We start from the raw sequence: 22,648 nt of genomic DNA, 5'->3' as shown, positions 1-22,648 counted from the left end.
TCAGAGCATCTTTCGGGCATGCAAGTACTGGCCCAACTCGTCGTAGGATCCGTTGGAGTTGCCGAATTCCACGACGTTCCTGGCTGTTTGGAGCCATGTTTGTGTTGAAGGCCGGATGTCTTTGAGGGCCTCATTGACGTGAGACATTGAGATTGCTTGGACCGAGCCCTTCCGGAGGGACTCCATCATCGCTTTCTCCGCTGCGGACGTGACTACGTGTTCTAGGTCTGCGCCGGAGAAGTTTTCCGTCCGGGCAGCGATCTTCTTCACGTCGATGCCGGCAATCGGTCTGGAGGAGAAGTGGTGTTTGAGGATCGCCTCGCGGGCGGGCCGATCCGGCGGCAGCACCAGCAGCATTCGGTCAAGGCGGCCGGGACGCAGCAGTGCTGAGTCGATGTCCCAGGGATGGTTGGTGGCCGCGAGGACAAAAAGGCCGTCGTTCTGGGCCCCCATCGAATCCAGCTCAAGCAGCAACTGGTTCACGGTTTGGCGCATCCACGCGGCGCCCCCGGACAGCGTCGATCGCTTGGCGGCTATGGCGTCTATCTCGTCCAGGAAGAGAACCGCCGGGGCCGCACGGCGCGCGGCCTGGAAAATCTCGTGCAGGTTCTTCTCGGTTTCACCCATGTACTTGTCAAAAATGTCGGTCATGGTGGCGGTCATGAACGATGCCCCGAGCTCGCCTGCGACGGCCCGGGCCATGAAGGTCTTGCCACAGCCTGGAGGCCCATAAAGCAGCAGGCCCCCGCGAAGTGATTTACCGAACGCCTTGGCCACCTCGGGATTCCTCATCGGCTCTAGGAATGATTCGTTCAGGCGGTTCTTGACGTCTTCCAAACCCCCGACATCCGCCAAGGTCACAACGGGCTGGTCGATGTCGAACAAAGCCCCGGCCCCACCTTCGCCGCTGACGGAGATTGCCTGCAGGTCTCCGTCGGGGTCGCCCTCGATAAATGGCGCCGGAAGGCGATGTCCGAGTTCCTGCTCAGCCCGCTGCCAGTCGAAATCCTTTGCCGCCGGTGTGTGTCGGACGCCGGTGGATTCGGGGCTGCCTGCTCCAACCGGGCCGTGCGTGGAAAGAGCGCCCGAAGCATCAATGAGGAGCTCTATGGCCTCCGCGTTGTCCGCATCAATTGCCAAGACCATGTTGAGGTGGTCGATGGCCTCGGCATGGCGTCCTGCCTGGACCAGGAGTTTGGCCACGTTGATACGCAAGCGAACGTTATCCGGTAGCTGCTTAAGTGCCGCGAGCAACCCATCGATGGCAGCTGCGTTCATTGTTCCCCCAACTTTCATGGCGACGACGGCGGGCTGCCCGACAGGTTCGCAAGGAACCACGGTTCCCAAGAACTCAGGGCGACCCGCCGTCGTCATAAATTCAGCCAGCCGCAGTCGCAGCCACAGCAGTACCTTAGTCGTTGGTGAGGGCGTCTACCACGATCGGCTGGGTCCTCGGCGGTATTCAGCCGGACCAGGACCGACCTTCTGTTGACAAACACGCGCTGGGCGGCAACGCGGCACTAATTCAGCTTTGACTGAAACTAAGTTACTTCTGGGGTTGTCTATAGGAACATCTCCGCCGGCCGCCGGCAACGCTGACGCGGGTGGAGCACCGCAGTGCCGGACCTTGCACGAACTGACGGTTAAAGTGAAAGGTAGGATCGAAAGGACCTACCACCGCCGGCGACGGCAAAGACGGCTGGGAAAACTCACGCCCATCGAATATGAAAGAATCAACCGGATCGCGCTGACAGCGGCTTAAGACCTCGAGTCAACAAAAGCCGGGTCAGTCCCGACACCCGGCCCGTCACCCTTGAAGAAACCATTGAGTGGATCACCGATGACCCCATCCAGTGGTACCCGCCACTGAAAGCTTTGGCTCGGGTAGGACTAATGTTCGGTCGGGACGGTACTGAAGCCGGTCTCAAGCGACCTTATTAACGAGAACTGGCCCCTGCACCCCCTTGGCGTTTCCGGTGACCGTCGCATCAGGCTCAGATGCCGTCACTTTTCACAGTGGCCGCCGCCTGGCTAGTTCCCGGTCTGCGGCGACCCTCATCAGCCTGAAAAGCCTTCTCGCCTTGGGTGCTCGCCCTGCGCCGGGGGCGTCTGCAGCGTCCTCGTGGTCACTTGCCCACTGGCGCATGACTTCAACTCGGGCATCATTCGCAGATTTTAGATCCCGTTCAAAATCCGGCAAGGACTTCCACCACATGGTTGCCATAGGCAGAGCTTATTGGATCACCTGGCATTGTGGTGCGGGGAATCCGACCAAACAGCACCGAAAGCGTTGACGAATGGAGCTTGTCCACATAATCGACGGCGACGAGGACGCCATGGCCGAGCTGGAATCCGTGATCGCGGACGAACCCGAATATCTCGCCCACGCCGCCCAGCAGCTCCGCGACGCCCGGGAAGCCGCCCGTGAGCTCAATACCACTGCCTACACTTGGACCACCGTAGCTCCTGACGGGAGCATAGTTCACACAGAGGACAAGCTGTCTCAATGACTTCGCATCAAAGCAGAGAAGAGGCGTTGCGAGACCTTGTCGAGCTGCGATGTCCCGTGCCTGAAGCTCTTAAGCGTCTGTCGGCGTTTGGATGGGCGTCCGATACAGAACTTATGAAAATTGTGCTAGAAGACATCACCCGTGCGCTCAAGAGATTCGAAGCTAAGTCTCTCGCTGCGCAGGACTTGGAGGCTTGGGCCGAAGCCTTACAGGGCCGCGAAGATCTGTTGCTCGATCCGACGACCCGAGACTTCTTGGCCGATGCATTGTTTGAGCTGTCCACACCAGAACTGTTCGGGCCCATGGCCGACATCGTCTCAGATCTCCGGACAAGGATCGTGAACCGAGCCTGACTAGTCCTTGAATATTGTTTCGTGGCAGCCAACATCCACTTCGCAATCGCTTGGTCTCATTTTCATGGCGGACAGCGCTAGTGACGGAACGATTCTTATCGGTAGTCAAGTGGACTCCGCTTCGACCTGTACGTGCGGCCGAACACGAGATTGTCAGGTCCTTTGGAAGACGCGATATTGAAGGGTTCGATCAATTTGAGGTACATACCATGACGCGACGAAGAACTCAGATCACCGCAGCGGAATTGATGGCTAAACTCGCAAAAAACAAGGAGTACCAAGAGGCCGCCGCAATACGAGAAGCCGGCTTTGAGGCCAAGGCGCGTTTTCTGGGCGAAGCCGAGCAACCGATCGTCGGCGACCTGGCCCGGGCGGGCATCGAAGTCTCGTCGGTCTGGGATCTAGTCAACACATCAGAGCCCTATCCAGCAGCACTCCCTGTGCTGCTGGATCACCTCGAACGTGGTGGCTATCCCGACCGTGTGATGGAGAGCTTAGGACGAGCTCTTGCAGTCAAGCCGGCAGTTCAGATGTGGGAACGGGTGAAAGCGCTCTATCTAAAGGCATCTGGGCCAGGTGAGGAGGAAGGATTGGCCGTAGTGCTATCTGCGGCGGCGACTCCTGATCAGGCCGACGACCTGGAGGAGCTGCTGCAGGCTCCGCGAGGCGAGTCCCGGATCCATTTCATTCGGCCCCTACTTCGCGTAGGAGGCAACCGGGGCCGGGAAATAGTTCAGTCCCTCCGCGATAATCCAGTCTTTGGTCGTGAAGCAGCCGCTGCACTCGATGGTCGGTCACAGAGAAAATGACACCCCTTGCCTCGTTTTTCGCATGACGGGACGCCAACGCACGAACGGACAAGCCCTCGACCCGGGCATCCCGTCTGATCAAGTAGGCGTCCAGTGTGGGGTCTTTGACTACGTCCAGTCGCATCAGCGGCTTCCCTTCGTGAGTGTGTGCCCGGGCTGGGGCTTGGTCTTGCGGGCCTTCGGAGCGTTCTTCGGTGCCGACTTCACGGCGGCGCTGGGATGGGTTGCCTGGCTGACAACGGCCAGCATCCGCGCTTCGCGTGAGGCAGCATCGCCTTTGCCCCGGAGGGTCTGTGCGAAGGCTTCGCGGCGGTCGGCGCTATCCCAGGACTCCGATGCCACCAGGTCTTCCCGATCGGCGTCCTGCTGGGCAAGCCAGATCTGGTCCTCGGCGGTGGGGCCGTCGAGGTCAGGTGCCGGCTGATCGTTCCGATGGTCCTCGGCCCTGACGGCGGCGTGGTCCCCGTCCTGCCGTTCGCCAACGGCAGCGTAAGTACAGTAAGGCTCCCGGGTGAAATACGGCGGCGGTTCATCGCTGTAGTAGTAGCTCATGGTATCGAGGCTATTCGGGTGGCTCAGGGCCCGGAACCGGCCGCCTTCCACGACAGATAGTTCCGTTCCTGGAGGCTCCCGGTCTTCTTTGCTGCGGCTATGAAGCAGGCCTGGGCCGCGGCACGGTCGCCGGTCATTTCGAGCAGGTGCCCCCGGACGGCGTCGAGCCTGTGCGTTTGCGCAAGTTCGCCATCCAGTCCGGCCAACAGTGCCAGGCCGGCCTCCGGGCCGTTCACCATGGCGACGGCGACTGCGCGGTTCAGTGTCACGACAGGGCTTGGTGCCACGGCCTCGAGCACCGTGTACAGGGCGAGGATCTGCGGCCAATCGGTGTCTTCCGCAACGGCCGCCTCGGCATGGACCGCCGCGATCGCGGCCTGCAGCCGATACGGTCCCGCGCCGCCCGTGCCAAGCACCGAGTCCAGCAGCGCCAGGCCTTCCCTGATCTGCTCCCGGTCCCACAGGCCGCGGTCCTGTTCGGCAAGCGGGACCGGCATCCCGTCCGGCAGGGTCCTGGCCCGGCGCCGGGAATCCGTCAGCAGCATGAGGGCCAGCAGCCCGCCGGTTTCCGGCTCGTCCGGCAGCACCGACCGCAGCAGCCGTGCCAGGCGGATTGCCTCCGCCGTGAGTTCTTCGCGCTGCATGGACGGCCCGGAGCTCGCGGCATAGCCTTCGTTGAAGATCAGGTACAGGACATGGAGCACGACGGCGAGCCTCACCTTGCGCTCGCCGGGATCCGGCAGGGCGAACCGGGCGCCCGCCTTCTTGATGCCCTGCTTTGCCCGGCTGATCCGCTGCCCCATGGTGGCCTCCGGCACCAGGAAGGCGCTGGCAATCTCCGCCGTCGTGAGCCCGCCGACCGCCCTCAGCGTCAGTGCCAGCTGGGATGGTGCGGAGAGGGCCGGGTGGCAGCAGAGGAACAGGAGGGTCAGGGTGTCATCGGCGTCCTGCGGCGGGCTGCTGGCCGGCTCCCCGGGCGGAGTGGGTTCCAACGCTGCGGCACGCTCTTCGCGGGAGCGGCGCGCGGCCTCGCTGCGCCATTGGTCCACCAGCCGCCGGCCGGCGACCGTCAACAACCACGCCCTTGGATTGTCCGGGATGCTCCCGGATCGCCATGCCAGCGCGGCCTCCAGCAGGGCCTCCTGCACGGCGTCCTCGCACTCGGCGAACTGCCCGTGCCGGCGCACCAGCACGCCGAGGACCTGCGGCGCCAGCGTGCGCAGCAGGTCCTCAAGCGCGGGATCCCGAGGGGCAACGGCCAAAAGCTAGACCTCCGGAGGGCCGTCCGGAATGGCGCGCAACTCCACCACCTGCGAATACTTCACGATCCCGGAGCAGATCTCGATGGCCCGCTCTTCGCTGGCCACGTCCACTACCCAGTAACCGATCAGGGATTCCTTGGCCTCGGCGTAGGGGCCGTCGGTGGTGATCACGCCGTCTGGCGTTTGCTTGACCAGTTTCGCCGTGGAACCGTCCGCCAAGCCGGCGTTGAAGACGAGCTCTCCGGATTCGCTCAGGTCCTTGTCGATCTGGACCATGTAGCCGATCATTTCCTTGACCCATTCCGGATCCGCGGTGGCCATCATTCCTTCGGCGGAACCGAACATCATGATCATGTACTTCATCTCGAACTCCTTGGGAAGGAGCCCCCGGATTGGGTGCTCTCACTGATGGGTCGGAACTGCCTGCCGGATTTCTACATGCGTGCGGGACGGTTCGCGAAAAACTTTCGGGACGATCTTCCGCCCGACGCCGGGCCTACGCGCGTGCGATCACCTCGCCGTTGGGAATCAGGAACCAGCCGTCGTCCGTGGAGCCCCAGCGGTGCCAGCCGGCGGCGATCCTGGCCAGCTCGGCTTCCTGGGCGAATCCGTACTCGAGGGCCTGCTCGGCAAAGGCCGAGTGCAGCACGCGTTCGCTCCATACCCGCGCCTGCCAGCGCCGCTGCTGCGCCGTGGCGTAGAGCCAGTTGCTACTGCTGGGCGCCACTTCGGTGAATCCTGCCTGCTGGGTCCAGGAGACCAGGCGCCGGCCGGCGTCGGGCTCTGCCCCGTTGCGGCGGGCGATCTTCTGGTACAGATCCATCCAGTCGTCCAGTTCGGGGACCTCCGGGTACCAGCTCATGCCGTGGAAATCGGCGTCACGCACCGCCACGATCGCCCCCGGTTTGGCTACCCGGCGCATCTCGCGCAGCGCGGCCACGGGGTCGGTCAGATGCTGCAGCACCTGGTGGGCGTGCACGAAATCGAAGGTCTCGTCCCCGAACTCAAGGTCGTAGATGTTGCCGGTGCGGAACTCGACGTTGTCCACGCCTCGTTCGGCCGCCAGCGATGCCGCGTGCTCCACCACATCGGCCGAACGGTCCAGACCGATCACCTGGGCAGGGGCGACCAGCTCCGCGAAGTCGCAGGTGATGCTGCCCGGCCCGCAGCCGACGTCGAGCACCGAGGTTCCGGAGGTGAGATGGGGTATGACGAAGGCCGCGGAGTTCTCCGCTGTCCGGGACGCATGGGCCCGTACAACGGACTCGTGGTGGCCGTGTGTGTAGACGTCGTCCGGCTTTTGCTCACTCATAGGGAAACGCTACTCCCGCATGGCCCCGGGCGAGCGGAATCCGGGCGTTTCGCGGTCCTATGCCTTGTGCAGGGCCAGGCCGGCCACCAGCGCGGCGAGGCCCAGTTCGAAGGCCTGGTCCGCGCGGGACAGTGTTGAATCCACGCCTTCCCCGGCACGCAGCGCGTGTGCGTAACCGGGCACCTCGCCGGCGAAATCGCCGGGTTCCATCATGTCCGGCGGGGCCACCGCATCCAGCGCTGAACCGAGGATGAAGTTCTCCAAGGCCACCATGGCGCTGACGATTTTCTCCTCCGGCCATCCTGCGGCCCTGAAACCCTGGGACACTTCCTCGTACATCACCAGGGTGGGGTGCGCGCCGGTGACCGGCACCGTGGCGAGGAGCGAGATCGCGTACGGGTGGGCGGCGAAGGCGGCGCGGTAGGAACGGGCCCAGGCGATGGTGGCCTCAGCCCAGGGCAGGGTCTTGAACACCCCGTAGTCGATGCCGGCCGTGACGAACTGTCGCATGCCGGCCAGGATGTCGTTCTTGCCGCCCACGTGGTGGTAGAGGGCGGGGGTCTTGACGCCGAGTTCCTTGGCGAGTGCCGCCATGGTGAAGTCCTCCGGCCCGGTCCGGTTCAGGACGGTGATGGCCGTGGCCAGGATGAGCTCCCGGCTCAGGACGTTCTTGGCGGGCCTGCCGGCCCGGCGTTCCAGCGTTTCCGACATTTTTTCCTTTGCCCCTTGCTTGTTGCCTCAATCACACTCTAGCCTTGGTTCAAGAAATTTAATCCCGTTAAATTTAATTGGAGCCCGCATGAGCTTGACCATCTTCCACGGCGGTACCGTCGCTGCACGCCCCGGGAACGCAGCCCCCTCGGACGGACGCCCCAGCCGCGCCACCGCGCTCGCCGTGCGCGACGGCGTCATCGCCGCGGTGGGCGGGGACGCCCTGGCGCTGCTCGGCGAGGCCGACGAAACGGTGGACCTGGCAGGCGGGTACCTGTCGCCGTCGTTCGCCGACGGCCACGCCCACCCGCTCTACGGCGGGCTGGAAGACCTCGGTCCGCAGATCCGCAGCTGCGGTTCCGTCGAGGAGATCGCCGCATCCGTGCGGGAATGGGCGGACGCCCACCCGGAGGCTGAGTGGATCGTCGGGGCAAGCTACGACGCGACAATCGCCCCCGGCGGGATGTTCGACGCCGAATGGCTGGACGCCGCCGTCGCCGACCGCCCGGTGCTGCTGCGCGCCTGGGACTACCACACCGTGTGGGTCAACAGCGCGGCCCTGAAGGCTGCCGGCATCGACCGCGACACCCCGGAACCGGCGCTCGGCCGGATCGCCCGCCGCCCGGACGGCACCCCGCTCGGGACCCTCCTGGAACCCGGTGCGATCGACCTCGTGGCGCGCGTTGCCCCCGGATTCTCCCTGCAGCAGCGGGTTGACGCGCTGTCCTCGGCCACCGAACGCTACGCCGCGGCGGGAGTCACCTGGGTGCAGGATGCCTGGGTGGAGCTGGATGACCTGCCCGCCTACGAGGCCGCGGCCGCTGGCGGGCGCCTGGCCACCCGGCTCAACCTCGCCTTCCGCGCCGACCCCGCCGGCTGGCACCACCAGCCCGCAGCCTTCGACGCCGCCCGCGGCACGGTCCGGCTGCTGGACAACCCGCTGCTTACTGCGAACACCATCAAGTTCTTCATCGACGGCATCATCGAAAGCCACACTGCCTGCATGCTGGCGCCCTACGCCGACGCCCCGGGGGAGAGCGGCCTGCCGAACTGGGATGCCGCTGACCTGCACGACGCACTTGCCGCCTTCGATGCGCTCGGTTTCCAGCTGCACCTGCACGCGATCGGCGACGGCGCCGTGCGCATGGCCCTCGACGGCCTCGAGGAAGTCCAGCGCCGCAACGGCCCGCGCGACCGCCGCCCCGTGATCGCCCACCTCCAGGTGATCGACCCCGCGGACATTCCCCGCTTCGCCGAGCTCGGTGTGGTGGCGAACTTCGAACCGCTCTGGGCTTGCTCCGACGACGTCATGAACCTGCTCACCATCCCGCGGCTCGGCGAACCCCGCGCCGCACTGCAGTACCCCATCGCCTCCCTCGCAGCCGCCGGCGTCGCCATCTCCTTCGGCAGCGACTGGCCAGTCACCGGACACCACCCCGTGCCGGGACTCGCGACGGCGGTGACCCGCCAGACGCCCGACCACCTCCCCGAGGGCGGCTGGCTGCCCAACGAAAGGGTCGACGTCGAGACCGCCCTTTCGGCGTACACCGCCGGGGTGGCCCACCAGGCCTTTGCCGAGCGGACGTGGGGGACTCTCCGCCCGGGAATGAGCGCCGACCTGGTGCTGCTGGCCGAAGATCCGGCGGCGGTTCCCGCTGAACGGATTGCCGGCGTCGAGGTCCTCGGCACCTGGCTTGCCGGGCGCCCGACGTTCCAGAAACTGCCCCAGTCAGTGCGCTAGACGCACCCCGAACCAGCCCGTCCCAACCCGTCCCTCCCCAACCCGTCCCTCCCCAACATGGGCGCGAGCCCCTCCATGGGCGCGAGCCCTCCACCCGAAAGTTTCCAATGTCCGCGAACCCCAACAGCAAGGCTGCCCCGGTAGCCGCAGCTTCCGCGCCAGGCGCTTCCGCATCCAAAGCACCCCAACTGCGCCGGGTCCTGGGCCTGGCCGCCCTTGTCATGTTCGGCCTGAGCTACATGGCCCCCGTGACCGTCTTCACCACCTTCGGCACCGTCACTGAGATCACGGACGGGCACCTGGCCGCCGCCTACGTGGTGGCCCTGGTGACCATGATCTTTACTGCCCTCAGCTACGCCCACCTCTCGCGGGTGATCCCGGCCGCGGGCAGCGCCTACTCCTACGCCCAGAAGACCTTCGGCGGCCATCTCGGCTTCGTCACCGGCTGGACGCTCATGCTGGACTACCTGTTCCTGCCGATGATCAACTTCCTGTTGGTGGGCCTGTACATGAACTCGGCGTTCCCGGCCATCCCGGCCTGGGTCTTCGCCCTGGTGAGCATCGTCGTCGTCCTGGCGTTCATCGCCATGGGAGTGAAGTTCGTGGGCAAGTCCAGCGGCGTCATCGTGGCCATGGCCGTGGCCATCATCGTGGTGTTCGTGGCGCTGTCCATCTCCTACCTCGTCGGGAACCCGGCGCCGTCCGTACTGGCCCCCTTCGAGTTCGGCTCCGACGGAGCGAGCCCGATCTTCGCCGGCGCGGCCGTGCTGGCCCTGTCCTTCCTGGGTTTCGACGCCGTCTCCACCCTTTCCGAAGACGCCCGTGACGCGCAGCGGAACATCCCGCGCGCCATCGTCATCACCACGGTCCTGGGTGGTGTCATCTTCATCGTGGTCGCCTGGGTGGGAGGCATGGTCTTCCCCGACTGGCACAGCTTCGTGGCCCTGGACACCGCGGGCATCGAACTCGTGGAAAAGGTGGGCGGTCCCGTCCTGAGTGCCATCTTCATAGCCGTGTTCGTGGCCGGCTGCATCGGCTCCGCCATGACCAGCCAGGTCAGCGTCAGCCGCATCATCTACGCCATGGGCCGCGACGGCCTGCTGCCCCGCGCCTTCGGCAAGCTCCACCCACGGTTCGGCACACCCGTGCTGGCAGCAGTTTCGGTGTCGGCCGTGTCCCTGCTGGCCCTCGTGCTCAGCCTGGAAATGGCCGCCACCATGATCAGCTTCGGCGCGCTGTTCGCCTTCTCCATGGTGAACCTCTCGGTCATCAAGCACTTCTTCTGGGACAGCAAGCTCCGCGGCGCCGCGGCTGTAGTGAAGTACCTGCTGCTGCCTTTGGTCGGCTTCGCCCTGACCATCTGGCTGTGGACGTCCCTGGCTCCGACGTCGTTCATCGTGGGCCTGTGGTGGATGGCGGTCGGCATTATCTTCCTGGCCTTCCGCACCAAGGGCTTCCGCCAGGCGCCGCCGAAGCTGACGTTCGGGTAGTTTTCCGGGCGCGCTCCCAACTGACTCGCAGTTGTTGTCGTTTTGAGCGCTCATAACGACAACAACTGCGAGTCAGTTTCGGGTTTTGGGCCGGATCCCCCGATCCCTCAGGATGGCTCCGCACCGAAGAGCCCTAGTTTCCGCCCGCCGAGCCGGTCCCAAAAAACCCCGTCTCTGCCACAATTGAGCCATGGCCGCAGGAAGGCGGGGTCCGGGCTTTCTGCCGGGTATCACGGGTACCGGCGCACTTCGTGACGGGCCGTCGCCCGAGGCGATCCGCAAACCTTTCTTCATCGCCGCCGTCGTGGTGTTCGCCATCGCCGTCCTGGCGGAGATCGGCATGTCGCTCCTGCTGGGCGGGACCGCCGTCGAGCCTGTCTCTCCGGGCGATGCCGCCAAGCTGGGCGTCCCGCTGGACGTCTTCCTCAACACGCAGAAGGCCGACGCCGACCCGCCCGGCAGTGGGATCGCCTTCCTCGCGTTCCTGGACGGGCTGCTGCTGTTCACCGTGGTGATGCTGGGACTCAGCCTGATGATGGAATTGCGCCTCTACGGGCGGATCCAGGGAATCGTGACCCTGATTGTGACGTTCCTATGGGTGGTGGCGGCGTTCTTCGCGGCGATGCTGGCCATGGCGAAGCTGTTCCTGATGTTCGGGCTGTTCGTGGCCGCGCCGTTCGGAACCCTCGCCTACCTGGCGCTGTGGGGGAGCTTTCCCACGGGGCAGGCGGCCGCGATCCTGGGGCTGCTGCTCCTGCTCAAGGCCGTGTTCGCGGTGCTGCTGATCCTGAGCCAGCCGAAGTTCCTGAAGGTCACAGGGCTGGTGGTCCTGCTGGTGGTGTCCGTACTCCTGCAACTGGTGCTCGGCCTGATCCACGGCTTCCTGCCGGGACCGCTGGTGTCCATCGGTGACCAGTTCTGGGCGTTGATCACTGTGATCGTGGCGCTGGTCTGGGCCCTGGTGATGCTGATCGTGTCGATCCCGGCGATCATCAACGCGCTCCGAGTCAGCGGCTCGGCGGGGGACTAGGGTATAGGCCCAACTGACTGGCAGTTGTTGTCGTTTTGGGCCCTCAAAACGACAACAACTGCGAGCTAGTTGGGGGTCCGGAACCCTGAAAGCTACGCCCGGGCCCGGTACGCGGCGAGGAACGTCGAAATCCGTCGCACGGCTTCCTCGATCTCCCGCTCAGCCGGCAGGATCACGAAACGGAAGTGATCCGGCGTCGGCCAGTTGAACGCCGTGCCGTGCGAGACCAGGATCTTCTGGTCCCGCAGGAGTTCCAGCACGAACTCCTCGTCGTTCTTGATCGGGTAGATCTCGGGGTCCAGGCGCGGGAACAGGTACATGGCACCGGCCGCGGGAACGCACGAAACACCGGGGATCGCCGTCAGCAGCTTCCATGCCAGGTCCCGCTGTTCGCGCAGCCGTCCGCCCGGCTTGATGAGCTCCTCGATGCTTTGGTACCCACCCAGGCAGGTCTGGATGGCGTGCTGCGCCGGGACGTTGGCGCACAGCCGCAGCGATGCCAGCAGTTCCAGTGCCTCGCGGTATTCGGCGGTGGCGGCGTGCGGTCCGGTGACTGCCACCCAGCCGGCGCGGTACCCGGGCATGCGGTACGCCTTGGAGAGGCCGCTGAAGGTCAGCACGCAGACGTCGTCCGCCACCGAGGCGGTATGGATGTGCCGGGCCTTTTCGTAGCGGATCTTCTCGTAGATCTCGTCGGAAAACAGCACCAGGTCGTGCTTGCGGGCCAGGTCGGCGAACTGCTCCAGGATGTGGCGCGGGTAGACGGCGCCGGTGGGGTTGTTCGGGTTGATGATCACGATGGCGCGGGTGCGGGAGGTGATCTTGGCTTCGACGTCGGCCATGTCCGGCCACCAGTTCTGTCCCTCGTCGCACAGGTAGTGCACGGGCTTGCCACCGGTGAGCGTGACGGCGGCGGTCCAGAGCGGATAGTCCGGGGCGGGTACCAGGACCTCGTCGTCGTTCTCCATGAAGGCCTGCAGGGTCATGGAAATGAGTTCGCTGACACCGTTGCCGATGAAGATGTCCTCGACGCCGATCGTCATCAGGTTCTGCGTCTGGTAGTACTGCGAGATCGCGGTCCGGGCCGAGAAGATGCCCTTGGAATCGCTGTAGCCCTGGGCCCCGCGCAGGTGGTGGATCATGTCCACCACCACCGACTCCGGCGCCTCCAGCCCGAACGGAGCTGTGTCCCCGAGGTTCATCTTCAGGATGCGGTGCCCCTCGGCCTCCATCGCCTTGGCCGCCTGGAGGAGCGGGCCGCGGAGTTCATAGCGGACGTTCTGGAGTTTGCTGGAGTGCTGCATCGGACGCATGGTTGATCCTTTCACGGTCGTGCCTGCTCTGCCGAGCGTTACGCGGCCGCCTTAGCCGCCCAGTTTCACGCATTCGATGGTCTTGCACAGGTTCGGGAAGGTGTTGTTGTCGATGAAGATCTTCGACCTCAGCTCCGTCCTCACCAGTACCAGGGCGTTCAGGTTCACCCGCGAGCCCACGTCCGGGTTGACTCCGAGCACAACGCAGCGCTGCAGGCTCAGCTCCGGGGACTTGTTGCACGTGGAACCAGCAGTGAAATCCAGTTGGATCTTGGCGGCGGCGAACTGGGACTTGGCCGATTCGACCGTGGCACCCAGCACCGCCGGAACGGTGGTCCGCAACGGCACCGCCACGTCGAGGACCACCGTGGAGCCGCGCCCCACGGTTCGCCCTCCTTCGGGTTCCTGGCCCAGCACGGTGCCTGCCGGCTGCGGGCTCTCCTTCTCGACGACCGTGGTGCCGAAGCCGGCATCCTTGAGGATCTGGACGGCCTCCGCCTGCGGCTTGCCCACCACGGGCGGCACGCTGGCGTCCTTGAACAGGAACCACAGCACACCGCCGACGACGGCGAGCAGCGCCACTGCCCCGATGATCACCCAGAGCCACGGGAACCCGGGAGTCGGGGCCGGCGTTGCGGGGGCCGGCACCTCGAGCGTCACCACCCGGGCCTGGTCCGCGTAGTCCTCCGGGGCGTCGTCGGCCGAATAGGCGATGAGCTTCACCGGGTAGCTGCCGGGTGCCGCGCCCGTGGTGTCGAAGTTGACCAGGTACTGTTCCGTAGCGCCGGCTGCGAGGGTCCGCAGCGGACCCGGGATATCCGTGTATGTTTTCTGGGCGGTGCCTCCGGGAAAAGCACCGAGCACCACCCGCGCGGACGCGCCGGTGCCGTTGGTGACCGACGCGGTCAACGAACCCTTGCCCTCCTTCAGGACCACCGTGGGGGAGCTGAGGGTCATGGTGATGGTGCCCATCAGGGGCCTCCCGGCTGTCATGGAGCGCTGTGCAGCGCCGCTTCGTCGTTTTCCTGTTTCGTCCTCGTCCGGGTCTCGCCGGTTACGCAAATCTGGTCCCCGTCGTACGCATCCCGCCACACGAAGCCCTGGAGACAGGTATTGACGCCGTATGGGCCGCCCGGAGGATTCGGCTTGCGCGACGACTGTGTGCTTGCGGCGTTGTCCTGGAGCACCTGGGCAGCCGATGAGGGCAGGACGCAGACCTTGTCGTCCGGAACCACCCGCCGGTAAACATAGCCGGGCTGGCATTTGTCGGCCTGCCTGGCGATTTCCACGCTCACGGTGGTTCCGGCATCGGCCCGGCTGCCGGCCCCCGGATTCTGGCTGATGACCGTGCCGGGCGGTTCGGTGCTCACCACCTCGGTGGATCCCATCGAGAAGCCGGCGCCGATGAGGATCTGGGCGGCTTCGCTCCGTTGCTTGCCGCGCACGTCCGGGACGTTGCCTCCGCCGCGCACCAGGAACCACAGCACCCCGCCGATCGCCAGAAGCAGCACCACCCCGCCGATGATCACCCAGAGCCAGGGAAACTTCGACGGCGGCTTGACGGGCGCGGGCGCCTGGCTCACCGTCAGCGTCACCACGTGTGCCTGGTCCGCATAGTCCTCCGGGGCGTCGTCCGCGGAGTAGGCGATCAGCTTCACCGGGTAGCTGCCGGGCACCGCGCCGGTGGTGTCGAAGGCCACCAGGTATTGCTCCGTGGCGCCCGCCGCAAGCGTGCGCAGCGGTTCGGCCACGGTGGTGTAAGTGGGCCCGCCGGGCTGGCCGGGGAAGGCCCCAAGCACCACGCGCTCGGCTTCCGTGGAACTGTTGGTGACGGACGCGGTCAGGGAGCCCTTGCCATCCTTGAGCTCGACCGTGGGGGAACTGAGTGTCAGGGTAATTCCGGTCATGTCAGCCCGCCTCCACTAGTTGAAGCACACAGCCTCCCGGTACCAGGCAGCGGATGCCGAGGCTTCCGCCCGAGGTCCCGAATGTCAGCTCCACAGTATCCCCGGGGTCGGCCGATTGCTCGGTCCGCGTGCCCTCCACGGAGAGTGTCACCGCCACGGCCTGCTGCGGCAGCAGCCGCGCCCGTTTGGTGGGTGGACCGAAGTCGAACAGTCCGCCGAACTTGCGCACCTGGAAGGTGCAGCTCCCAGCGACCGCGAGTTGGCCGCCCGACGCCGAACAGGAGCCGCCCGCCGGAGCCAGGTCCGCCGTCGTGAGCTTCCCGCCCTTGGCGACCCCGGCGAACCCGGACTGCCAGCCCGGCGCCCCGGCGTTGTTGCTGCCGCTGCAGCTGACCCCGAGCACCAGCACCAGCACCGCCACGACGGCACAGACGGCCACCACGATGATGGGCTTCCGGTTCTCGCCGTTCACGCGTCCATCACCTCGATTTCGTCGGTGACGTGCGCCGGTTTGATTCCTTTGACGATCCGCCGGATGAGCTCGGCCTGCCCGGCGGCCGCGGCCGGCACCCGCACGGTGATGTGGAAAGCCCCGGGCTCGGACACCACTTCGAAACCGGGAACCCCGGTGGCCAGGTGCAGGAAGCGGGTGAGCCCGCCCACGGTGCCGCGGCGCGCGGACAGCCCGGCGGCGCAGGCGATCAGGTCCCGCTGGCGGGCCACCGGGATTCCGGCGGACGCCGTTCCGGTGGCTTCGGGGCCGGGCAGGGTGAGCCAGTCCAGGTCCACCCAGCGGGACAGGAAGGGGATGAGCGACGACGGCGAGCGCCCGGGATCCGGGACGGTGTGGACGTGGTCCAGAACGTCCCGGACAGGCCGGTGCAGGTCCTCGGCCACGGCGAGCAGTGCCTGCAGGGGCCGGCTGCTTTCGGCCGCCACCTGGTACACCTCCGGCAGCACGCGCAGCAGCCGGGAGTCCTCAAGCCTGAAGTCGCCGTCAGCCATGGCCGTGGACCACCTCGATCCTGTGCTCACCGGAGCAGAACAGCCAGGTTTCCGGAAGGGTTACGACGTCGTCCACCACCCGCCGCGTACAGCTCGCCCAGGAAGCGGTGTTGTCGGTGCTGCGGTAGATCCCCTTGGGCCCGGCGGCGAGCAACAGCTGCGCGCCGTCGTCGCGCACGGCACCCGACACCGCCCGGACAGGTTCGAAGCGGGTGCGGTCCCGCAGCGGAAGCCCGCAGTTCACGTCCGGGGTGCTCCACTGCGGGGAAGCCTGGCCGAGCTGCAGGCGCAGCACCCCGCCGCTCTGGGTGGCGGCGTAGGCGGCGTTGCCCATGACATGCACGCCCCAGCAGCTGCCGCCGGTCCAGCCTGCACCGAACTGTTCCCAGGCCGCCTGCAGGGCATCGAGGTCGGTGCGGGCGAGTTCGTCGATCTTCAGCCGCAGGCAGCCGGTTCCGCTGCCTTCCGGAACGGAACGGCCCAGCCACAGGTAGCTCGCACCGCCGTCGTACTGCACCGTCATGCAGCGGATGTCCTCCCCGGCCGCCTTCACCCGCTTGAAGCTGCCCGCCATGCCGGCATCCGGGGAGAGCCACACCCCGGCCGAGGCCTCCGCCGCCACAGCCACCCCGGTGCGGCCGCGTACGTCCACCAGGGCGTCCACCGCGTAGAAGCCTCGGTCCGGCTGCCCGGCGTCCACCACGTTCTGGACCGGGATGGCGCCTTCGCCCACGGGGAGCTCGTAGAGGCCGCGCTCGCCGGCGAGCAGCAGCACCGGCGCCCCCTGCCGGTCCACCCAGCACAGGTCCGCCACCACGAAGCCCAGTTCGGCGGCGCGGCGCCAGGATTCGCCAAGGTCCTCGCTGATGTAGATGCGCGAGGACGTGCCCGCCACCGTGCTGACCGCGACCATCCCCGGATGCTGCCCGACGGCGGACCGTCCCGGAGCGGGCGAACGGAACGGTGCGATGGACCGCACCGTCTCCGTGGAAGTGTCCGTTCCGAACTCGGCGCAGGCCTCCCAGCCGTCGCCGGCGTTGGTGGTGCGGAACAGCAGCCCGTCCTGGGCCACGAACCAGGTGTTGTCCTGCCCCTCGGCCTGCACCAGTCCCATGGCGTCGCTGTCCGGGACCTTGTCCACCTCCAGCCGCACCCGGTCTACGTACTGCACCCCGGGCTCGGCTTCCTCCATGGCCCGGTAGAGGTTGGAGACCCGCAGCGGCTTGCCGAAGCCCGAACCATAGCCCCCCGTATCCGAACGGGCTGGGCCCTGGCCGAGCGGGCTAATGCCCTCGGCCAGCCGGGCGGCGATCCGGGCCTTGACGGCGTCGGCGTCCTCATCCGGGCGCACCACGATCCGTGCGTCCACCAGCACCTGCTTGTACAGGCCCCAGCGGACCACGGGCTCGGCACCCACCGTGGAGCGGCGGCGCAGGTATTGTTCGACGTCGTCCCGCACCTCGGCGCGGGCCTGTGCGGCGAGTTCGGCGGCCGTGACCGGTGTTTGGCCGGTGCGGGGCACGAACGGCACCAGCACCACTTCCACCTCGCCGGGCCGGGCGAAGGCCCACAGCTCCTTCCGGGTGAACGCCCGTGCCCGGTCCACGCCGCCGTGCCGCATGGCCAGCACCTCGTAGTCGCGCACTGTCACGGCCCGGTCACGGGCCTGGAAATCCTGCGGGGCGCGGCGGAGCGCGTTCTCCAGGGCCTCGCCGTCGCGCCCGCCGGTGGCAGGCTCCGGGTTGCTGACCCGCACGCCAGGCAGCGGTGAGCGCAGCACCGTGAGCTGCCCGGCCCCGACGTTCCCGCGCTGCCCGCCGCCGCCGCGGTACCAGGCGCGCACCTCTGCGCCCGGACCCGGAACGGGCGGGCTGTTCGTCCCACCGGCTTCCTGCCCGCCGAAAGCTTCGTCCCACCAGGCGAACATCACGACGCCGGCACTGCGGTCGATCCGCACCGGCACCTCCCCGGGCCGTGCGTCGGCGAACGCCTCCACCTCGCGGCAATACCGGAACGGCTTGCCGTCCACCAGCACGGCCTCGCCGCTGCTGAGCCGGGTCGCCGCGGGCACCTCGATCGCGACGGACAGCCCCGCCCCGGACACGATCGGCGCGTTCGGAACCACGAAACTCTGCCCCGGCCGTCCCGTCCCGGTGCCGATCGGAACGGCGTCGTACAAGGTCACATCGGCTGCGGGGACCAGCACGCTGGCCTGGCCGGCGGGCAGCACGGCGGCCGCCGTCGTCGTGAAGACCGGCTGCGGCGCCCCGGGCACGCCCGGCGGGCAGCTGACCTGGGTGCCGCGCGGGATCCGGATCTCCGGAGCGGCGCCACCACTCGTGAGGCGCGTGAATTCGAGCATGGTTTCGGCGCTGCCTGGCGGGTAGAGGCTGGTGCCCAGCAGGTTCAGGTACACGGCGTACAGCTTGTCCGGGACCCGGTTGAGCCGGTACATCAGGGTGTCCGTGAGGTAGGCGAAGGCCTCCATGATGGTGATGCCGGGGTCGTGTACGGACAGATCGGTCCAGTCCGGGGCGACCTGCCGGATGCGCTCCCGGGCGCCGGCCACCAGCTCCGCGAAGCTGCGGTCATCCAGGTTCGGCACGGGAATGCTCATGCTGCACCTCCTGAATCAACGGGCAGGGTGATGGCCAGTTCGTCCTGGTGCTGGGTGGACCGGACCCGGTACCGCAGCCGGACTTCGAGCAGTTCCGGGCTCTCCTGCGAGCGCGAAGCATCCAAGGACAGCACCGTGATCCGCGGCTCCCACTGCTCCACGGCCCGGGCCACGTAGTGGATGGCCAGGCCCGCGGTGGTGTCGTCCGCGGGCGCGAAGGCGAGCCGGAAGAGGTGGCAGCCGTACGTGGGACGGTTGATGCGCTCGCCGGGCCGGGTGCTCAGGAGCAGCAGCAGTGCCTGCCGCACGGAGGCGGCGTCCGTGACGGTGGCCAGCCTGCCGTCCGGGGTGAGGGTGAGGCCGGACAGCCCGACGGCGGCGTCGAAGTCCGGGTGGACGAAGGCCACCGACTTGTACCTGGGCCCGCTCATGGCTGGCTGCTTTTCATGATCCTGCCGCCACGAATTCCTGGCCCGGCCGCCGGACGGTGTACTTCACGGCGCCGGGCGGGGTGCCGTCCGTGAAGCCTTCCACGGTGTCCAGGCACATCCGCTTCCCGCCGATCCGGATGAACAGCGAGTATCCCTTGATCACCGGCAGGGTCTTGTTGCACGGCTTGATGTTCAGGCCGATGTTGGGGCACATCGAGATGTCCCGGCCCACGGGATCGGCTTCGACCAGCACGGGCGAACCGGCCACCCGCACCCATTCCTGCGAGGGGACGTTTTCCACCTTGCCGTCGTGCCCGCAGCGCAGGATGGCTTCCTTAACCAGGATTTTCATCGCCCGCACCCCAGCATCAGGCCTCCTCGAAATCGACGGTCTTGGCACGGATCCGCATGGCCTTGCCCGGGGCCTCGAGCAGCAGGTCCGTGGCCGCCGTGATCCGCAGCTTCTCCGGCCCGAGCTCCACCGTAGAGCCGTGGCCGTCCGTGAAGCTGACAGTGCGGGCACCGCCGTCGAGCACCAGCTGCTGGCCATCCGCGGAACGGAAGGTGTAGCGGCTCTCCCGGGCCGTGGTCACGCCGGCGTCGGGGGTGCGTTCGCGCCCGTAGAGCCCGCCGAGCACGATCGCCTGGGCCGGGTCCGTGGCCGGCAGCAGCACCAGCACGGTGTCCTCCGGTGCCGGAGCCAGCACCAGCCCCTTGCCGGGCCCGGCGGCCCCGGACAGCACCGGCGCCCAGCCGCTCTCCAACGGTGGATACGCGGGCAGGCGCACCCGGACGCGGCCGCGTTCCTCGGGATCGTCGACGTCGGCCACCACGCCCAGGGTGAACACGTCCGGCTGCCGGGACGTCGGGGTTTCGGGCGGCCGGGTGGTGATTGTGGTTTCGTAGCCGCTGCCGTCCAGGCGGTGCACGGCCGAGGCGACGGCGTACGTCCCCTCCAGCGACGAGGCCAGGCCGCGCACCCGGACCCGGCCGCCCGCACGCAGGAGCGGATCGCCGTCGGCCACGAACACGGCGCTGACCTGCCCGGCCATCCGCACGTCCAGTTCGGCCTGCGCCAGCCCGTCCGCCGCGGCGTCCGAGGCGAAGGCCTCGTTGCCGCGCAGCAGCTCGCCGCCCGCGCCGACGCTGGCCAGGGCAGGGTCGGCCGACACGCCGGCCTTCGCGTCACTGCCCGACGCCGATCCCTCCAAAGCCTCGGCGTCGCCGGAGTGCCAGCCCGCCGTCCGGGCGCCCAGGTACGCCGGTTCCTGGCTGAGCTCCACCTCGGCCGAGTGCAGGCTGCTGCCCAGCTCCAGTTCCACGGGCTCGCCCTCCCCGGCCAGGGTGGTGAGGCGCAGGGCGTCGCCGTCGACCACCGGGTACACGCCCACCCGGGCGCTTTGCTCCACCAGCAGGGCGAGGTCCGAGCGGGCGCACTGGTACACCTGTCCCAGCCGCATGCCTCCGCCGGTCACCTGCAGTCCCGTGCCCTCGCAGAGCGTGCGGGCCAGGCCGGCCAGGTCCACATCCTCGTGCAGCCGGGTGAACTGGCGCTTGCGGAGGCGGTGCAGGGCGTCGTAGGCGCGGACCCGGATTTCCTGCGAGAGGTCGGCGCCGTAGCTATGCTCCACCACGGTCACCTCGCCGACGAACAGGGGAGTGCGCCGTCCGCCCAGCTCCACGCGGAGCGCATCCCCGGGCGCCGGATCCACGCCCCTGCTGCCCTGGCCCGGACTGCGCTGGCCAAGTGCCGGCCGCCAGGTGATGAGGCACTGGGCCGGGCGCGCCAGGGAGCTGAGGACCTGCACGGAGACGATCGCCGCGGTGTCGGCTGTGGAAAGCCGGCGCCGCCCGAGGGTGACGATCAGCTCGGGGAGGCCTTGGAGTTGCCTCATGGCTTTTCCTTGGTGGTGTCCCGGCTCATGGCGCTTCGCCCATCGGCGGCACGGCCAGCGGGCCCGTGAAATGCGCGGGGTCGTCCACGTTGTTGTACTCCAGCAGCAGTTTCCACAGCAGCGGTGTCCCGAAGGCCTCCAGGCTCAGGCGGCCCAGCTCGCCGGGCGGCACCTCCGGAAGGGGCTCCCCGCCGTCGGGAGCCAAAGCGTCCCGGTCCGTGCCGCCGTCGCCGGTCACAGTGAGGGTGTCCACAGGAGGGGCCGTCAGGTCCACCGGTGGAAGGCGCTGGGCGAGCTCGTAGTTCTCGCCGCCTTCCTCGTCCGCACTCTGGCCCACCCGCACGAACACCAGCCGCATCCAGGACCGTAGGGGCGAACCGTCCGGGGCGAAGCGGTCGAAACGCTCCGCCACCTCCGTGACGATCCCCGGCACGTTCCACGCCCGGCCCCAGACGAAGCGGACCGAGGGCGGCCTGCGCTGCCGCTCCACCTCCGCAGAGTTCTCCGCGAGCGCCCAGATGGGCCGGGTCATCTGCCGCACGTCCTGCACATGGAGCGACGCCGGTGCAAGATCGACGTCGAACAGCAAATCCAGGCGGAGCTCGGTGTGCCCGCCGCCGGTGAAGAGCAGGGGGTCGTCCGCCAGTCCGCTGCCGGTGAGCTTCCCGCCCGCGCTCCTCCGCGGCTCGACACCCGCGCTGCGTTGCATCACCACTGTCTCGGGGTTGAGCAGGCAGCCCAGGTGCTCGCCGGTCTCTTCGATCAGGAATGCCACCCTCTCCATCTCACACCGCCGACCGCTCGAGGCTCAGCCGCTCGGCCCGGGCCAAGGCGTGCTCGAGGTGTTCGCTGTTGTGGCTTGCTTCGATTGGCGGGCGCGGGGCGAGCTCGGGCCAGGTGCCCGCGAGGGGGGCCTTCGGTGTGTGGTTTTCGGCGCTGCTCGGGTGGCCCTGGGACTTTGGCGTGGGCTGGGGCTGCGGCAAGGGCTGGGGCTGGGGCTGCGGCAAGAGCTGGGGCTGGGGGATGGGCTGGGGTTGCGCGGCTCCTGCGGGCTCCCTTGGCTCTTCCGGGCGTTGTGAGGCCTGCTCTACGTGCTTTGAAAGCGTCAAAGCACGTAGAGCAGGCCTCACAAGCGGAGAGGCTTCGGTTGGTGCCGGGTGTTCGCCTGTGGGGTGTTCGCCTGCGGTGGATATCGTGGTGGCTTGCGTTGAGGCCGTCGGGCGCGGCTGTGTTGCACGTTGCGGACGAAGGCGGAGCACCGGCACCCCGTTGGCACTGCGTTGTGAGGCCTGCTCTACGTCCTTTGGGGGTGTCAAAGCACGTAGAGCGGGCCTCACAAGTTGGGGGGTTTGGCGTGGTTCGGAGGCTGCAAGGCTTGGCGAGGGAAGCGTTGGCTCGGTGCGGTCCGGGCGAAGGCGCAGCACCGGGACCCCGCTGGCACCGCGTTGTGAGGCCTGCTCTACGTCCCTTGAGATGAGCAAAGGACGTAGAGCGGGCCCAGCAAGTGTGGGAGCCACGCTATCGGGGGCCCCGGAAGCCGGGGGAACGGTTCCCGTGTGCTGGGCTGGCGTTCCCTGCCGGGCCGCCGTCGTGGGGTTCTTTGGCTGCGAGTGTCCGGGCAAGATCCGTGCCGTTGTTGGCCGCAGCCTGATTTTCCGCAGCCAGGCCAGCCCGAAGCGCCCCGGGACGGCGGGTGTATCATCGGCCGGC

23 protein-coding genes are annotated in these 22,648 nt (G+C 67.4%); 6 read left to right on the top strand and 17 right to left on the bottom strand.

Annotated features, from left to right (window positions below; genetic code table 11):
* Complete coding sequence (locus ACN9M4_RS17830; RefSeq protein ID WP_426300248.1) at positions 1-1,278, bottom strand: tetratricopeptide repeat protein; 1,278 nt, start codon at positions 1,276-1,278, stop codon at positions 1-3.
* 1,019 nt (positions 1,279-2,297) lie between these two features.
* Between ACN9M4_RS17830 and ACN9M4_RS17825 the strand changes: the two genes are divergently transcribed.
* The 3 genes from ACN9M4_RS17825 to ACN9M4_RS17815 all read left to right on the top strand — a co-directional run bounded on the left by ACN9M4_RS17825 (position 2,298) and on the right by ACN9M4_RS17815 (position 3,672).
* On the top strand, positions 2,298-2,510 hold the full coding sequence (locus ACN9M4_RS17825; RefSeq protein ID WP_426300246.1) for a hypothetical protein: 213 nt from the start codon (positions 2,298-2,300) through the stop codon (positions 2,508-2,510).
* Positions 2,507-2,863 carry a hypothetical protein gene (locus tag ACN9M4_RS17820; protein ID WP_426300244.1) on the top strand — a complete coding sequence of 119 codons (357 nt, stop codon included), beginning with the start codon at positions 2,507-2,509 and terminating at the stop codon, positions 2,861-2,863. The genes ACN9M4_RS17825 and ACN9M4_RS17820 overlap by 4 nt, the downstream gene beginning before the upstream one ends.
* An 80-nt stretch (positions 2,864-2,943) precedes the next feature.
* Complete coding sequence (locus ACN9M4_RS17815; protein WP_426300242.1) at positions 2,944-3,672, top strand: hypothetical protein; 729 nt, start codon at positions 2,944-2,946, stop codon at positions 3,670-3,672.
* Positions 3,673-3,795: 123 nt separating this feature from the next.
* Here ACN9M4_RS17815 and ACN9M4_RS17810 read toward each other — a convergent pair whose 3' ends face one another.
* The 5 genes from ACN9M4_RS17810 to ACN9M4_RS17790 form a co-directional block, all read right to left on the bottom strand.
* The gene (locus ACN9M4_RS17810) at positions 3,796-4,224 is read right to left on the bottom strand and encodes a hypothetical protein (protein WP_426300240.1); all 429 of its coding nucleotides are present in this window, start codon (positions 4,222-4,224) and stop codon (positions 3,796-3,798) included.
* Positions 4,225-4,247: 23 nt separating this feature from the next.
* Entirely contained in the window at positions 4,248-5,486 is a 1,239-nt protein-coding gene (locus ACN9M4_RS17805) for an RNA polymerase sigma factor (RefSeq protein ID WP_426300238.1), read from the bottom strand.
* 3 nt (positions 5,487-5,489) lie between these two features.
* On the bottom strand, positions 5,490-5,849 hold the full coding sequence (locus ACN9M4_RS17800) for a YciI family protein (RefSeq protein WP_426300236.1): 360 nt from the start codon (positions 5,847-5,849) through the stop codon (positions 5,490-5,492).
* Between the two features lie 133 nt (positions 5,850-5,982).
* The gene (locus ACN9M4_RS17795; protein WP_426300234.1) at positions 5,983-6,798 is read right to left on the bottom strand and encodes a class I SAM-dependent methyltransferase; all 816 of its coding nucleotides are present in this window, start codon (positions 6,796-6,798) and stop codon (positions 5,983-5,985) included.
* Positions 6,799-6,855: 57 nt separating this feature from the next.
* The gene (locus tag ACN9M4_RS17790; protein WP_426300232.1) at positions 6,856-7,509 is read right to left on the bottom strand and encodes a TetR/AcrR family transcriptional regulator; all 654 of its coding nucleotides are present in this window, start codon (positions 7,507-7,509) and stop codon (positions 6,856-6,858) included.
* Positions 7,510-7,597: 88 nt separating this feature from the next.
* On the opposite strand from ACN9M4_RS17790, the gene ACN9M4_RS17785 reads away from it, so the two are divergent.
* The 3 genes from ACN9M4_RS17785 to ACN9M4_RS17775 all read left to right on the top strand — a co-directional run bounded on the left by ACN9M4_RS17785 (position 7,598) and on the right by ACN9M4_RS17775 (position 11,770).
* The gene (locus ACN9M4_RS17785) at positions 7,598-9,250 is read left to right on the top strand and encodes an amidohydrolase (RefSeq protein ID WP_426300230.1); all 1,653 of its coding nucleotides are present in this window, start codon (positions 7,598-7,600) and stop codon (positions 9,248-9,250) included.
* A gap of 107 nt (positions 9,251-9,357) precedes the next feature.
* Positions 9,358-10,740, top strand: coding sequence for an APC family permease (locus ACN9M4_RS17780; RefSeq protein WP_426300228.1), 1,383 nt, complete (start codon positions 9,358-9,360; stop codon positions 10,738-10,740).
* A 190-nt stretch (positions 10,741-10,930) separates the two neighbouring features.
* Positions 10,931-11,770 (top strand): hypothetical protein, encoded by an 840-nt coding sequence (locus ACN9M4_RS17775; protein ID WP_426300226.1) that lies wholly within the window; start codon positions 10,931-10,933, stop codon positions 11,768-11,770.
* A gap of 92 nt (positions 11,771-11,862) precedes the next feature.
* On the opposite strand, the gene ACN9M4_RS17770 is transcribed toward ACN9M4_RS17775, so the two are convergent.
* Genes ACN9M4_RS17770 through ACN9M4_RS17720 form a run of 11 tightly spaced genes read right to left on the bottom strand, consistent with a single transcriptional unit; the run spans position 11,863 to position 21,921 of the window.
* On the bottom strand, positions 11,863-13,083 hold the full coding sequence (locus ACN9M4_RS17770) for a pyridoxal phosphate-dependent aminotransferase (RefSeq protein ID WP_426300224.1): 1,221 nt from the start codon (positions 13,081-13,083) through the stop codon (positions 11,863-11,865).
* A gap of 51 nt (positions 13,084-13,134) precedes the next feature.
* Positions 13,135-14,055, bottom strand: a complete 921-nt coding sequence (locus tag ACN9M4_RS17765; protein WP_426300222.1) for a PASTA domain-containing protein — start codon at positions 14,053-14,055, stop codon at positions 13,135-13,137.
* Between the two features lie 17 nt (positions 14,056-14,072).
* A complete protein-coding gene (locus tag ACN9M4_RS17760) occupies positions 14,073-14,990 on the bottom strand; it encodes a PASTA domain-containing protein (RefSeq protein ID WP_426300220.1) in 918 nt (305 codons plus the stop codon).
* Position 14,991: 1 nt separating this feature from the next.
* Complete coding sequence (locus ACN9M4_RS17755) at positions 14,992-15,462, bottom strand: hypothetical protein (RefSeq protein ID WP_426300218.1); 471 nt, start codon at positions 15,460-15,462, stop codon at positions 14,992-14,994.
* Positions 15,459-15,995, bottom strand: a complete 537-nt coding sequence (locus tag ACN9M4_RS17750; protein WP_426300216.1) for a phage tail protein — start codon at positions 15,993-15,995, stop codon at positions 15,459-15,461. Before ACN9M4_RS17750 ends, ACN9M4_RS17755 begins: the two co-directional genes overlap by 4 nt.
* The gene (locus tag ACN9M4_RS17745; protein ID WP_426300214.1) at positions 15,988-18,612 is read right to left on the bottom strand and encodes a baseplate J/gp47 family protein; all 2,625 of its coding nucleotides are present in this window, start codon (positions 18,610-18,612) and stop codon (positions 15,988-15,990) included. Before ACN9M4_RS17745 ends, ACN9M4_RS17750 begins: the two co-directional genes overlap by 8 nt.
* The gene (locus ACN9M4_RS17740) at positions 18,609-19,043 is read right to left on the bottom strand and encodes a GPW/gp25 family protein (protein ID WP_426300212.1); all 435 of its coding nucleotides are present in this window, start codon (positions 19,041-19,043) and stop codon (positions 18,609-18,611) included. The genes ACN9M4_RS17745 and ACN9M4_RS17740 overlap by 4 nt, the downstream gene beginning before the upstream one ends.
* A 13-nt stretch (positions 19,044-19,056) precedes the next feature.
* Positions 19,057-19,395, bottom strand: coding sequence for a hypothetical protein (locus ACN9M4_RS17735; protein WP_426300210.1), 339 nt, complete (start codon positions 19,393-19,395; stop codon positions 19,057-19,059).
* 16 nt (positions 19,396-19,411) lie between these two features.
* Positions 19,412-20,938, bottom strand: a complete 1,527-nt coding sequence (locus ACN9M4_RS17730; protein WP_426300208.1) for a phage baseplate assembly protein V — start codon at positions 20,936-20,938, stop codon at positions 19,412-19,414.
* A gap of 25 nt (positions 20,939-20,963) precedes the next feature.
* Positions 20,964-21,713: a hypothetical protein gene (locus ACN9M4_RS17725; protein WP_426300206.1), complete on the bottom strand. Its 750-nt coding sequence runs from the start codon at positions 21,711-21,713 to the stop codon at positions 20,964-20,966.
* 10 nt (positions 21,714-21,723) lie between these two features.
* Complete coding sequence (locus ACN9M4_RS17720) at positions 21,724-21,921, bottom strand: hypothetical protein (RefSeq protein WP_426300204.1); 198 nt, start codon at positions 21,919-21,921, stop codon at positions 21,724-21,726.
* Positions 21,922-22,648 lie beyond the last annotated feature (727 nt).

The sequence above is a fragment of the Arthrobacter sp. R-11 genome, assembly GCF_049913155.1.
Lineage (GTDB): Bacteria > Actinomycetota > Actinomycetes > Actinomycetales > Micrococcaceae > Arthrobacter.
Note: the sequence above shows the minus strand (reverse complement) of the source record. Positions and strands in the feature narration are given on the sequence as shown.

What these genes read in the sequence shown, in the direction of transcription:
- ACN9M4_RS17785 (WP_426300230.1), top strand. Translation starts at nt 7,598, where the DNA reads ATGAGCTTGACCATCTTCCACGGCGGTACCGTCGCTGCACGCCCCGGG.
- ACN9M4_RS17790 (WP_426300232.1), bottom strand. Translation starts at nt 7,509, where the DNA reads ATGTCGGAAACGCTGGAACGCCGGGCCGGCAGGCCCGCCAAGAACGTC.
- ACN9M4_RS17740 (WP_426300212.1), bottom strand. Translation starts at nt 19,043, where the DNA reads ATGAGCGGGCCCAGGTACAAGTCGGTGGCCTTCGTCCACCCGGACTTC.
- ACN9M4_RS17765 (WP_426300222.1), bottom strand. Translation starts at nt 14,055, where the DNA reads ATGGGCACCATCACCATGACCCTCAGCTCCCCCACGGTGGTCCTGAAG.
- ACN9M4_RS17830 (WP_426300248.1), bottom strand. Translation starts at nt 1,278, where the DNA reads ATGAACGCAGCTGCCATCGATGGGTTGCTCGCGGCACTTAAGCAGCTA.
- ACN9M4_RS17760 (WP_426300220.1), bottom strand. Translation starts at nt 14,990, where the DNA reads ATGACCGGAATTACCCTGACACTCAGTTCCCCCACGGTCGAGCTCAAG.
- ACN9M4_RS17810 (WP_426300240.1), bottom strand. Translation starts at nt 4,224, where the DNA reads ATGAGCTACTACTACAGCGATGAACCGCCGCCGTATTTCACCCGGGAG.
- ACN9M4_RS17780 (WP_426300228.1), top strand. Translation starts at nt 9,358, where the DNA reads ATGTCCGCGAACCCCAACAGCAAGGCTGCCCCGGTAGCCGCAGCTTCC.
- ACN9M4_RS17825 (WP_426300246.1), top strand. Translation starts at nt 2,298, where the DNA reads ATGGAGCTTGTCCACATAATCGACGGCGACGAGGACGCCATGGCCGAG.
- ACN9M4_RS17775 (WP_426300226.1), top strand. Translation starts at nt 10,931, where the DNA reads ATGGCCGCAGGAAGGCGGGGTCCGGGCTTTCTGCCGGGTATCACGGGT.
- ACN9M4_RS17770 (WP_426300224.1), bottom strand. Translation starts at nt 13,083, where the DNA reads ATGCGTCCGATGCAGCACTCCAGCAAACTCCAGAACGTCCGCTATGAA.
- ACN9M4_RS17800 (WP_426300236.1), bottom strand. Translation starts at nt 5,849, where the DNA reads ATGAAGTACATGATCATGATGTTCGGTTCCGCCGAAGGAATGATGGCC.
- ACN9M4_RS17750 (WP_426300216.1), bottom strand. Translation starts at nt 15,995, where the DNA reads ATGGCTGACGGCGACTTCAGGCTTGAGGACTCCCGGCTGCTGCGCGTG.
- ACN9M4_RS17820 (WP_426300244.1), top strand. Translation starts at nt 2,507, where the DNA reads ATGACTTCGCATCAAAGCAGAGAAGAGGCGTTGCGAGACCTTGTCGAG.
- ACN9M4_RS17795 (WP_426300234.1), bottom strand. Translation starts at nt 6,798, where the DNA reads ATGAGTGAGCAAAAGCCGGACGACGTCTACACACACGGCCACCACGAG.
- ACN9M4_RS17730 (WP_426300208.1), bottom strand. Translation starts at nt 20,938, where the DNA reads ATGAGGCAACTCCAAGGCCTCCCCGAGCTGATCGTCACCCTCGGGCGG.
- ACN9M4_RS17745 (WP_426300214.1), bottom strand. Translation starts at nt 18,612, where the DNA reads ATGAGCATTCCCGTGCCGAACCTGGATGACCGCAGCTTCGCGGAGCTG.
- ACN9M4_RS17735 (WP_426300210.1), bottom strand. Translation starts at nt 19,395, where the DNA reads ATGAAAATCCTGGTTAAGGAAGCCATCCTGCGCTGCGGGCACGACGGC.